This is a genomic window from Kribbella rubisoli, assembly GCF_004217145.1.
GTDB classification, from domain to species: domain Bacteria; phylum Actinomycetota; class Actinomycetes; order Propionibacteriales; family Kribbellaceae; genus Kribbella; species Kribbella rubisoli.
The window spans coordinates 947,127-958,825 of the sequence record NZ_SHKR01000011.1; the positions used below are offsets into that span (position 1 = coordinate 947,127).

At 66.8% G+C, this 11,699-nt stretch carries 10 protein-coding genes; 5 read left to right on the forward strand and 5 right to left on the reverse strand.

Annotated features, from left to right (window positions below):
* Positions 1-54: 54 nt before the first annotated feature.
* On the reverse strand, positions 55-1,698 hold the full coding sequence (locus EV645_RS07370; RefSeq protein ID WP_130441020.1) for an acyltransferase: 1,644 nt from the start codon (positions 1,696-1,698) through the stop codon (positions 55-57).
* An 83-nt stretch (positions 1,699-1,781) separates the two neighbouring features.
* Here EV645_RS07370 and EV645_RS07375 point away from each other — a divergent pair, with 83 nt between their 5' ends.
* The 4 genes from EV645_RS07375 to EV645_RS07390 all read left to right on the forward strand — a co-directional run bounded on the left by EV645_RS07375 (position 1,782) and on the right by EV645_RS07390 (position 6,299).
* Entirely contained in the window at positions 1,782-2,867 is a 1,086-nt protein-coding gene (locus tag EV645_RS07375; protein ID WP_130441022.1) for a LacI family DNA-binding transcriptional regulator, read from the forward strand.
* A 211-nt stretch (positions 2,868-3,078) separates the two neighbouring features.
* The gene (locus tag EV645_RS07380) at positions 3,079-4,398 is read left to right on the forward strand and encodes an ABC transporter substrate-binding protein (protein WP_198681505.1); all 1,320 of its coding nucleotides are present in this window, start codon (positions 3,079-3,081) and stop codon (positions 4,396-4,398) included.
* Positions 4,399-4,486: 88 nt separating this feature from the next.
* Complete coding sequence (locus EV645_RS07385; protein WP_130441024.1) at positions 4,487-5,467, forward strand: carbohydrate ABC transporter permease; 981 nt, start codon at positions 4,487-4,489, stop codon at positions 5,465-5,467.
* Positions 5,460-6,299 carry a carbohydrate ABC transporter permease gene (locus EV645_RS07390; RefSeq protein WP_130441026.1) on the forward strand — a complete coding sequence of 280 codons (840 nt, stop codon included), beginning with the start codon at positions 5,460-5,462 and terminating at the stop codon, positions 6,297-6,299. Before EV645_RS07385 ends, EV645_RS07390 begins: the two co-directional genes overlap by 8 nt.
* 132 nt (positions 6,300-6,431) lie before the next feature.
* Here the strand turns inward: EV645_RS07390 and efeB are convergent, their stop codons facing one another.
* The 4 genes from efeB to thpR are packed head-to-tail and all read right to left on the reverse strand — an operon-like array spanning position 6,432 to position 10,311.
* Positions 6,432-7,682, reverse strand: coding sequence for an iron uptake transporter deferrochelatase/peroxidase subunit (efeB, locus tag EV645_RS07395; RefSeq protein ID WP_130441028.1), 1,251 nt, complete (start codon positions 7,680-7,682; stop codon positions 6,432-6,434).
* Entirely contained in the window at positions 7,679-8,818 is a 1,140-nt protein-coding gene (efeO, locus tag EV645_RS07400) for an iron uptake system protein EfeO (protein WP_130441030.1), read from the reverse strand. The genes efeB and efeO overlap by 4 nt, the downstream gene beginning before the upstream one ends.
* Before the next feature lie 32 nt (positions 8,819-8,850).
* The gene (gene efeU / locus EV645_RS07405; RefSeq protein ID WP_130441032.1) at positions 8,851-9,702 is read right to left on the reverse strand and encodes an iron uptake transporter permease EfeU; all 852 of its coding nucleotides are present in this window, start codon (positions 9,700-9,702) and stop codon (positions 8,851-8,853) included.
* A gap of 45 nt (positions 9,703-9,747) precedes the next feature.
* Entirely contained in the window at positions 9,748-10,311 is a 564-nt protein-coding gene (thpR, locus tag EV645_RS07410) for an RNA 2',3'-cyclic phosphodiesterase (protein WP_130441034.1), read from the reverse strand.
* A 204-nt stretch (positions 10,312-10,515) separates the two neighbouring features.
* Between thpR and EV645_RS07415 the strand changes: the two genes are divergently transcribed.
* The gene (locus EV645_RS07415; RefSeq protein WP_157997022.1) at positions 10,516-11,685 is read left to right on the forward strand and encodes an MFS transporter; all 1,170 of its coding nucleotides are present in this window, start codon (positions 10,516-10,518) and stop codon (positions 11,683-11,685) included.
* Positions 11,686-11,699: the final 14 nt, after the last annotated feature.

Consider the following 11,699-nt stretch of genomic DNA (forward strand, 5'->3'; position numbering starts at 1 on the left):
TCGACGGGTCCGGGGGTCCACTTGCTCAGGTTAGTGGACCCCCGTCCGGCTCGTTCACCCCAGTGGGTAGTGGAGGGCGATGAGGGGTTCGGGGCGGTGGACGCCGCGGGGGCGGTAGCCGAGGGCGTCGGAGAGGCCGAGGTAGTCGGATAGCAGCCAGATGATGGCTAGCCACATCTCAGTGCCTTGGAGGCCGGGGATTGCGCGGTCGTCGGTGCCGTCGGGGGCGAAGGCGAAGCCGGCGCCGTCTACCCAGCGCGGGAGGATCGCGCGCAGTTGTTCCTCGGCCCAGCGGCGGGCGTCCTGCTCGCCGTACGTCGTCTGTTTGCCGGCCAGCCACAACGGGTGGATGACGTCGAGGATGTTGCACGAGTTGTAGTTGTCGCCGGTGAACATGCGTCGGTCGTTGCTGTGGGCAAGGACAGTCGCGACCGCTTGTTCGGGATACGGGAGCGGGAGGCCGAACTGGGCGTAGGTCCCGCGGGTGAGGCGGTAGAAACCGTTCACGACCTGCAGCCAGCCGTCGTCGGGATGTTGGTGGCCCCAAGCACCGGTCGTCGGATCGACCCGCGTGACGAGCCACCCCGTCAGGGCCTCGAGCGGCCCGGATTCGTCGTGGTCACGGAGATTCCGGGCGATCGCGGTGCCGAGATGGTCGATACCGGACCCGGCCGACCAGGACCTCCTTGCCCAGGGCAAATTGTCCAGGTCGGCGAAGGTGAACGCGGTGTCGATCGGGTGCTCGAAGCTGCTGCCGAGGACCTGGAGCGCGTAGCCGACACACAGCACGTGGTAGCCGGCCGGGCCTTCCAGGACAGAGAGTTTGGTGTCGTCCGGAAGGTCCAGCCCGGAGTCGGAGAGGTCTCCCGGTGCGACCAGTCCGGTCTTCGGGTCCTGCCGGTGACGCAGCCGACGGACCAGGTCGTCACGGGTGTGCCCGAGCGGAGTACGGCGTACCAGCAGGTCGGCGATCTCGATGGCGTCGCACCACGGCCGCACCGCCGGCTCATGACCGAGGTCCGGACGGTCGACGAAACGCTCGCCGTCCCAGCAGCGAGCGAGTACGTCGTCCACCTGCGAACGCGCCTTGGCGGCGAAGGCGGTCAACTGGGCCCGGAGGTCACCTGACATGGAGGAGGATCCTGTTCGCGAGCGGAGGACGCGGGCGGGGTTGCCGGCGGCGACCGAGTTGGCCGGGATGTTCTTGGTGACGACCGCGCCGGCGCCGATGATGGTGTGTGGGCCGACGGTGACGCCGTCGAGGATCGTCACGTTGGAACCGATCCAGACGTCGTCGCCGATCGTGATGCCGAGGGCGGTGTGAGGTTGCTTGAAGATCGGCTGGCCGGGAGCCGTGCCGTGGTTGAACGCGAGCAGCGACGTGTGGGCGCCGATCCGAACGCCGTCGCCGATCATCACCTTGCCGCGGACCGCGGAGAACGGGTTGATCGTGGAGTCGGATCCGAGCGTGATGCTTCCGGTGACATAGGCGTGTGCCGCGATGTACGAACGCTCCCCCATCGTCAGTTCGTCGCAGTACACAGCAGCCGACTCCGCGACGTACACATCCTCGGAGAGCCGGACCGACCCGCCCAGGCGCGCCTGCCGTTCGGCCTGGCGATCGCGTTCGGCCTCGGAGGCCGTTCGCTTGTACTCCCACGGCAGGAAATCGAGTCGCAACGGCTCATTCGGCAGCATGGGAAAACGCTATCCAAAACACCGCGAGCCCGCCAGCCCCGAAATGCCGCTGCTAATCTCCCGTCTGTGCGGGGAGCCAGGCGATGACGACGAGCGGATCAGTGACCGACGGCGATGACGTCGGCGACGACGGCCCACAGGGGAGCACGCGCCGCAGTCATCGGGTCACGATCAGCGATCTCGCGCGCCGGCTGCACATCTCGAAGGCGTCGGTCTCGTACGCGCTGAACGGACGGGCCGGAGTCAGCGAGGAGACCCGGCAGCGGGTGCTCGATCTGGCCGAGGAGCTGGGCTTCCACCCGAACTCCGCCGCGGTCGCACTGTCGGCAAGCCGGACCCGGACGATCGGGATCGTGATCGCCCGCGACCCGGCGCTGATCTCCACCGAAGCGTTCTACATGCGCACGCTGGTCGGCATCGAGCAGTACCTGAACGAGGTCGATTCGTCGCTGCTGCTGCGGCTCACGGGCGAGCACGGCGAGGATCTCGACGTACTGCGGCGGTGGTCGCGGCAGGGACGGGTCGACGGGTTCATCCTGTTCGACGAGCACGACGACGACCCCAGGATCCCGCTGCTGAAGGAGCTCGGGGTTCCGTGTGTGGTGGTGAGCTCGAACGCGCCGGACGACTCGGTCGGGCGGTTGATCAGCTCACCGGAGGAGACGGTCGGGCTGCTGCTCGACCATCTGGTCGAGCTCGGGCATCGGGACATCGCGCATATCAGCGGGCCGTTCACGTTCGTCCACGAGCGGTTGCGGGTGCAGATCCTGCAGGAGCAGGCCGAGCGGCGCGGGGTCGCCGTACGGCAGATCGAAGGCAGCTACCGCTACGACGACGGCGCCGAGCTGACCCGTCAGCTGCTGGCCGATCCGAATCCGCCGACCGCGATCGTGCTCGGGAACGACCTGATGGCGGTCGCGGCCCTGCGGGTCGCGATGGATCTCGGTACGGCGGTACCGGCCGAGGTCTCGATCCTCGCCTGGGACGACTCGCCGCTGTGCGAACTCGCCCGGCCCGGTATCACCGCGGTCGACCAGAAGACGATGGAACGCGGGCGGGCAGCCGCCGATCTCCTGCTCCGAATCGTCACCGTCGAGGGCGAAAAACACGAGGAAGCGCCGGCCGGCGAGCTCCGGGTCCGGGATTCCAGCGGTCCGGCGCCTTTCTGACCACTTTCAAGACTCTGTGAATTCATTCGGATTCGAAGAGTGTTGGATTGCGCTTACCGTTGCCTCGCGAGAGGTTGGATCAGTCACGAGGTCGTAACGAAGACCCCGGAACTGAACCGGTTAGGGTTTCGAAACTTAACCGGTTAGGTCAGTATGGGGCCGATCCGCCTTCGCAGCTCTGTGGAGGCTCGACGGGACGAGGGAGTCCGACGTGAGACTGCGTTCGTTAGTAGCCGCGGTGGCGGCGACCGCCATGGGAATCAGCCTCGCCGCGTGTGGTGGTGGGGACAAGAACGACTCCTCCGGCGGCGGTTCGGGTGGTGACCAGACGCTGACCTACTGGGCCAGCAACCAGGGCACCAGCCTGGACAACGACAAGGAGGTGCTGACCCCGGTCCTGCAGAAGTTCACCCAGGACACCGGCATCAAGGTCAACCTCGAGGTGATCGGCTGGAACGATCTGCAGACGCGGATCCAGACCGCGATCACCTCCGGCCAGGCGCCGGACGTGGTCAACATCGGCAACACCTGGGCGGCCTCGCTGCAGGCGACCGACGCGTTCCTGCCGTTCGACGGCGACGCGATGGGCGCGATCGGCGGGAAGGACAAGTTCGTGCCGACGGCTCTGGCGACCGGCGGCAAGGAGGGCACCGACCCGACCTCGGTCCCGCTCTACGGTCTGGCCTACGGCCTGTACTACAACAAGGCGATGTTCGCCGCGGCCGGCCTGCAGCCGCCGAAGACCTGGGAAGAGATGGTCACCGACGCGCAGAAGCTGACCGTTCCCGCCAAGAAGCAGTGGGGTATGGCGCTCGCGGCCGGCAGCTACACCGAGAACGTGCACTTCGCGTTCATCAACGCGGCGCAGAACAAGGCCGACTGGTTCGACGCCGACGGCAAGCCGACGTTCACCGGTGACGGCAACGTGCAGGGCGTCCTGCGGTACCTCGACCTGATGCAGAAGGACAAGGTCGCGAACCCGTCGAACGCGCAGTACGACAACGGCACCAAGTCGGTCAACGACTTCGCCACCAAGAAGGTCGCGATGGTCATCAACCAGAACAACGCCGACTCCTCGATCGTTGCCAACGGCATGAAGGCCGGCGAGTACGGCGTCGTACCGTTCCCGGCTCCGTCCGGCGCCGAGCAGGTCGCCAGCCACGTGGCCGGTATCAACCTGTCGGTGTTCAAGAACACCAAGCACAAGGATGCGGCGCTGAAGTTCGTCAAGTACATGACGGACGAGGCCACGCAGACGACGCTGGGCAAGCCGTTCTCCTCGCTGCCGGTACTGAAGGACGCCAAGCCGGTCTTCACCACCGACGCGGCCGAGGCGGCGACGTTCCAGGACGTCTACAACACCAAGTCCAAGCCGCTGCCGCTGGTGCCGGCCGAGGACCAGTTCGAGAGCACCGTCGGCAAGGCGATGAACTCGATGTTCGCCAAGATCGCCACCGGTGGCACGGTCACGGCCGACGATGTGAAGGCGGCCCTGAAGACCGCCCAGGATCAGGTGGCCGCAGGTAGCTGACCCGCGCTCAGTGGCCCGGACTACTCGTCCGGGCCACTGCCCGCGTCAGCCCCCACGACCGATCCGACAGACAGGAGGCGACCAGTCGATGTCCGTCGCCACACAGGAAGCGACGCCGGCCGCCGCGAAGCCTGCGAAGAAGAAGACCAAACGCGGCCCCGAACACCGCCCCGGCCTGAACCGTTGGCTGCCGTATCTGCTGCTGGCGCCGGCCGTGCTGGCCGAACTGCTGATCCACATCATCCCGATGGTGGTCGGCATCTGGATGAGCTTCATCAAGCTGACCAAGTTCTTCATCGCGAACTGGTCCGCGGCTCCGAGCGCCGGGCTCAACAACTACAAGGTCGCGCTGGACTTCAACAACGCGGTCGGTGAGGGCCTGCTGAAGTCGTTCGGCGTCACCGTCGCCTTCTCGCTGATCACGGTCGCGTTGTCGTGGGTGCTCGGGATGGCCGCGGCGGTCGCGCTGCAGCCGCCGTTCCGCGGGCGCGGCATCATCCGGACGTTCTTCCTGGTGCCCTACGCGTTGCCGGCGTACGCCGGGATCCTGACCTGGAACTTCATGCTCCAGCGTGACACCGGTGCCGTGAACCACGTGCTGAACCAGTTGCACCTCAGCGACGGCCGGACGTTCTGGCTGATCGGCAGCAACGCGCTGGTCTCGCTGATCGTCGTCGCGACCTGGAAGCTGTGGACGTTCGCGTTCCTCACGCTGATGGCCGGCCTGCAGAGCATCCCCGGCGATCTGTACGAGGCCGCGTCGGTGGACGGCGCGGGCAACCTCCGGCAGTGGCGCAACATCACGCTGCCGTCGCTGCGGCCGGTCAACCTCGTGCTCGTACTCGTCCTGTTCCTATGGACGTTCAGCGACTTCAACACGCCGTACGTGCTGTTCGGTACGGCGCAGCCGCCGGCCGGTGACCTGATCACGTTCCACATCTACAACGCGTCGTTCCTGACCTGGAACTTCGGCACCGGTGCGGCGATGTCCGTCCTGCTGCTGATCTTCCTGATGATCGTCACCGGCGCCTACCTGCTCGTCACCGGAAGGAGGTCGCGTCGTGCGTGAGACCCAGGGGTTCAAGATCTACCGCGGTGTCGTGCTGACCGTGCTCGGCCTGTTCGTGCTCGTCCCGCTGTACGTGATGATCACGTCGTCGCTCAAACCGCTGAAGGACGTGCAGGGCGCCTTCAGTTGGTGGCCGTCGAACCTGACGCTGGCGCCGTTCGTGGACATGTGGAAGACGGTGCCGCTGGCCCGGTACTTCGTGAACAGCACGATCGTCTCCGTGTCGGCGACGGTGTTCTCGGTGGCGATCGCGATCCTGGCCGCGTTCGCGGTGTCGCGGTTCCGTTTCCGCGGGCGGACGGCGTTCACCACGACCGTACTGTCGACGCAAATGTTCCCGGGCGTGCTGTTCCTGCTGCCGTTGTTCCTGATCTTCGTGAACATCAACAACTCGTTCGGGCTGCAGCTGGTCGGGACGCGGCTCGGGTTGATCATCACGTACCTGACGTTCAGCCTGCCGTTCTCGATCTGGATGCTCGCCGGGTACTTCGACAGCATCCCGCGCGAGCTGGACGAAGCGGCACTGGTGGACGGCTGCGGGCCGATGGGCGCACTGTGGCGCGTCGTACTCCCGGCAGCCCGGCCCGGTGTGATCGCAGTTGCGATCTACTCGTTCATGACCGCCTGGGGCGAGGTCCTGTTCGCGTCCGTCATGACAACCGAGGCCAACCGCACCCTGTCGGTCGGCCTACGCCAGTACTCCACCCAAACCAACATCTACTGGAACCAGATCATGGCCGCGGCCCTGGTAGTCAGCGTCCCCGTGGTGATCGGCTTCCTCCTCGCCCAACGCCACTTCGTAGCCGGCGTAACCGCCGGCGCGGTCAAGTAGCCCCAACACGAACACCCCCACCCACGCGACCATCTGAGGGGTCAACCCCTTGGCTTGCCGGTTGCGGACCCGGATTCTCGCGGTGCAACCGACCAGCTGAGGGGTTGACCCCTCAGACGTTCAGTCATGAGGTCAGGTGAAGAGTTTTTCACCCCAGTGGCCGCCGGGGGTTACGCCTGGGGGGCAGGCGAAGATGCCGGAGCCTACGTGGTGGATGTACTCGTTCATCGTGTCGCTCTTGGCGAGCTGGTTCTGGATGGGGATGAACTGTTTGCGGGGGTCGCGTTGGTAGGCGAGGAAGAAGAGGCCCGCGTCGAGGCGACCTAGGCCGTCGGAGCCGTCGACGAAGTTGTAGCCGCGGCGGAGTAGTTCGGCGCCCTTGTTGAAGGTGGGGTGGGCCAGGCGGACGTGTGAGTCGGCGGGGATCTTCGGCTGGCCGTCGGCCTGCTTGGCGTTGAAGTCGAGCGTGTCGAACTCGTCGGACTTGCCCAGCGGAGCACCCGTGCCCTTGCCGCGGCCGATGATGCCTTCCTGTTCGCCGAGCGACGTACGGTCCCAGATCTCGATGTTCATCCGGATCCGGCGCGAGACCAGGTACGAGCCGCCGACCATCCAGTCCGGGCCGTCCTCGGGCTGCACCCACAGCTGCTGCTCGAGCTTGTCGGCGTCTTCGAGCTTGAGGTTGTTGGTGCCGTCCTTGAAGCCGAACAGGTTCCGCGGCGTCGACTGCGCCCGCGACGTCGACGACGTACGGCCGAAGCCGAGCTGCGAATACCGTACGGCGACGCGTCCGAAGCCGATCCGTGCCAGGTTGCGGATCGCGTGTACTGCGACCTGCGGGTCGTCGGAGCAGGCCTGTACGGCGATGTCGCCGTACGAGCGGGTCGGGTCGAGGTCGTCGCCGATGAAGTGCGGCAGGTCGACGAGTGCCTTCGGGCGTTTCGCGGCGAGCCCGAACCGCTTGTCGAACAGGCTCGGTCCGAACCCGACGGTGATCGTCAACCGCGCCGGCGGCAGCCCGACCGCCTCGCCAGTGTCCTCGGGCGGTGCTTCGTCCGGTCCGTTCACCGCGCCGTACTGCCCGATGTCGCGACCGGCCGTCAGCAGCGCGGCCGCGGCGGTCCATTCCTTCAGCAGCCCGATCAGCTCGTCCCGGCTCGTCGTCGTCACATCAAACGCGGCGAAGTGCAGCCGATCCTGCGCCGGCGTCGTAATCCCCGCCTGATGCGGCCCATGAAACTCAACCGGCCCGGTGTTATCAGCCGCCTGCGAGGGTTCGCTGGCCAGAGCTGAGTGTGCGGCGTACCCGGCAACCCCGGTCGCGACCGCTGCACCCGCGGCCCCGAACAGGCCGCGCCTCGAGATTCCTTTGCGCTCGGTCATTTCTTTGCGATCACTCCGGCGACCTGGCTGACGGGTTCGGCCAGGCCGTCGACTACGGCGCCGAGGGCCTTCTTCTCTGCCTCGCTTGCCGTGTACGGCTTGAAGCCGTCGCCGTCGCGGTACTTGTCCAGCGACGCGAACACCGCTTTGAAGTTCGTGTCCAGCTGCGCGACCAGTGCCGCGTCGCGGGACTGCAGTGCCGGACGGAGCGCCTGGATCGCGGCCTGCGACCCCTCGACGTTTGCCTGGAAGTCCCACAGGTCGGTGTGTGAGTAGCGGTCCTCCTCGCCGGTGACCTTGCCGGTCGCGACCTCGTCGAGCAGTTCCTTCGCGCCGTTCGCCAGCTGCAGCGGAGTCAGTTTCACGACCTTGGCCTTCGCGACCACCGTCTTCACGTCGGTCAGCAACTGGTCGGCGTACTTGTCCATGCCCTTGGTGCTGTTGGAGACCCAGAGCGCCTGCTCGATCCGGTGGTACCCGGTCCACTCGGTGCCCGGCTCCACATCGTTGACGCGGGCGTCGATCTTCGGGTCCAGGTCACCGAAGGACTCCGCGACCGGCTCGATCCGCTCCCAGTACGTCCGCGACACCGGGAACAGCGCCTTCGCCTTCGCGACATCACCGGCCTTCACCGCGGTCACGAACTCGGTGGTCTTCTGCTCCAGCGCGATCGCCTGCGAGTTCACGTACCGCTGGTAGCTCGACGTCGCCTGCTTCAGCTCGGTGTCGGTGTCGACCTGAGCGGGCGCGTCTCCGGTCACGGTCAGGTCGCCGCGGATCCCGTCGCCGACCATGCCCGGTTTGCAGACCGCCTGGTACTTGCCGGTCGGCAGCTCGACGATCAGGTCCCGCTTCAGGCCCGGGCCGATGTTCTCGACCTCGCCCATCACCCGGTCGCCCTCGGCGTACACGTAGAACTCGGTGATCTTGCTGCCGCCGTTGGCGACCGAGAACGTGCTGGTGCCGGACTTCACGTCGCGGCGGCTGAGGTCACAACCCGAGTCGGACGCCTTGACCGTCACCGGACCGGTGCCGTCGTCCTTGGCTGCGGGCTCGTCCTTCGCGCACGCGGTCAGCGCGCCGATACTGATGACGACGCCGAGGATGGCGGCCCGACGGGGCAATGAGGTGGACATGGTTCTCCTGAGCGGGGATGTGAGGTGGTGGATCAGGCCGCTTCGCCGGCGGTCTTGGCCACCGGTACGGGCGGCGGCGTGGAGCTCTTCACCGGACGGAAGTAGAGCACCAGCACCGGGACCAGATAGACGACCCACGCGGTTGCCTCGAGCACGGTCGGGGTCGGGTTGAAGTTGAAGATGCCCTTGAGCAGTACGCCGTACCAGCTGTCCGGCGGGATCACGTGCGAGATGTCGAAGGCCAGATGCTGGATGCCCGGCAGGATGCCGGCCTCCTGCAGGTCGTGGAACCCGTACGCGAAGATGCCGGCCGCGACCAGGATCAGCACCGCGCCGGTCCACTTGAAGAACACGGCCAGGTTGATCTTGACCGCGCCCTTGTAGATCGCGACGCCGAGCAGGACCGAGGTCCCCAGGCCGAGCAGGACGCCGATCAGCGGTACGGCGGTGGTCGCGGTGGCGGCCGACGCGTACACGATGAACGCGGTCTCGATGCTCTCCCGGAACACCGCCAGGAACGCGAGGATGACGACGGCGCGGGAGCCGACCTCGAGGGCCTGCCCCATCCGCTCGCGCAGTTCCTTGGCGATGCTGCGGGACGCCTTGCGCATCCAGAAGATCATCCAGGTGACGAAGCCGACCGCGACGATCGACATCACCCCGCCGACGGTCTCCTGGGTGGTGAACGACTTTGCGGTCAGCGCGGTGACGAACTGGAGCAGGCCCCAGGCGACCGCCGCGACGCCGAGCGCCGAGGCGACACCGATCCACACCAGTTTCAGTCGATCGCGATGCCCTGACTTGACCAGGAACGTGGCGAGGATGCTGACAACCAGCGAAGCCTCGAGTCCTTCACGGAGTCCGATCAGATAATTCGCGAGCATGACGGAAGTCTTTCCCAGCGTTAGGTACGGCTAACCTTGCTGAGGTTAACCTAAGAAATCCCATTCGCCTACTGTGTCGTACGCCGCACTGTGCCCCGGACCCTCACCGAGCCGGGATTCGATCAGACGCAGGCTGCCCGCGGTCCAGACCGGACCGTCGTACGTGTCGAAAACCCTGACCCACCTGGTCACGTCGATCGGCCGCCGCAACCTGGCCAACGTGACATGCGGGGTGAACTTCCGGCCCTCGACGGCAACGCCGGCGCGACTCGCCGCCGCTCGCGTGGTCGTCGACAAATGCTTGAGCGATTCGGTGTCGTCGCGCACTCCGGCGTACAGCACCCGTGCGTCCGGTACGCCGGGGAACGCGCCCGCGCCGGTGAGCTGCAACTCGAACGGCTTCTGCCGTTGTGCAGCCGATTCGAGCCGCTCCTCGAGCTCCTCGGTCTTCCAGTCCGGTACGTCGCCGAGGAACGCCAGCGTGATGTGCCAGTGCTGGTCCGAGGCCCACCGGATGTCGTCATCCGGATGCTCCCGCCGCGGCTCGACGAACTCGTTCAGATCCTCCACAACTTCGATGGGTGGCACCACGGCCACGAACAATCGCATCCCCCGAGATTAGGCGGTCCGAGGTGCGGACCGCGTGTTAATTTGGGGGTCGATCGACAGGACGTGGCTAGGGTTCCGCCGCCCGCGGGCGGGCTGGTCCGAGCGCCACGACCCACCGCGACGGTGGGCATCTGAAGGGGCAAAAGCCTGGTAGGGCGACGTCGGCGCACTTGACCGTGCCGTCGAACGCCCGAGGTGATGTCCGTGTTCCGTCGTCCCGCCGACTTTCGTTCCGTCCTTGCGCTGCCCCGGATCAAGTCCCTGGCCGTGAGTTCGCTGCTGGCCCGGATGCCGAAAGGCATCATGCCGCTGACGCTGGTGCTGCTGGTGACGCAGCGGACCGGGTCGTACGCGCTCGCCGGCACGGTGACCGCGCTCTTCGCACTCGGCGACGCGGCGACCGCTCCCTGGCAAGGTCGCCTGGTTGATCGATTCGGGTACGCCCGGGTGCTGATCCCGATCGCCGTAGTCCACGTGGCGGCCACGATCGGTCTCGTCAGCACGAGGACTCCCGCAGTCCTCGGCGCACTGGCTGTCCTGGCCGGTCTCGGCGTACCACCGATCTCCGGAGCCGTGAAAGCCTTGTGGGCGGAGATGGTCAGCGAAGACCAACTCCCGGCGGCGTACGCGATGGAATCCCTGCTGCAGCAGAGCTTCTTCCTCTTCGGGCCCCTGCTGGCGACCGGACTGATCGCACTCGCCGGGCCCCCCGTCGCCGCGCTCACAGCCGCCATATTGGTTGCCGGAGGCACCTTTGGTTTCGTCCTGGCAGCTGGTCCGCGCCGCCCCCGTCCACACGAGCGTTTGCGCCACGGCGCCTTGCGGATAGCCGCGGTCCGGATCCTGACTGCGAGCACCTTGCTGCAGAGTCTGACGTACGGCGTTCTGCCGATCGCGCTCGTTGCCTCGGCAGCACGGGCCGGCGCACCGACGACGGCCGGAATCGTCCAAGCGACACTGACCCTCGGTGGACTGATCGGGGGCATGCTCGATGGATCGAGAGACTACGTCCGGCTGATGGTGTGGTTCGGGTGTGGGCTGGTGCCCCTGTCGATCTTCGCCGCTATCGAGTCCCCGGCCGGCCTGATCGGGCTGGCAGTCACGCTGACGGCGACCGGCCTGCTGGCTACGCCGCTGGCCATGTCCGGATACCTGTTGATCAGCCGCGCGACGCCGGCCGATTGCCGCACCGAGGCGTTCGCCTGGCAGTCGACCGGCCTGGCGATCGGTACGGCGCTCGGATCCGCGCTCGGCGGGACATTGGTCGACCGCGGTGGCCCCGCGCTCGCGTTCGCCGTACCGCCTGTCGCAGTCGGGCTCGCTGCGAGCCTGGCCGCGACGCTCCGGAGGCGGATGCCTTCCGTCTTCGGCTGATGTCGCGTCAGACT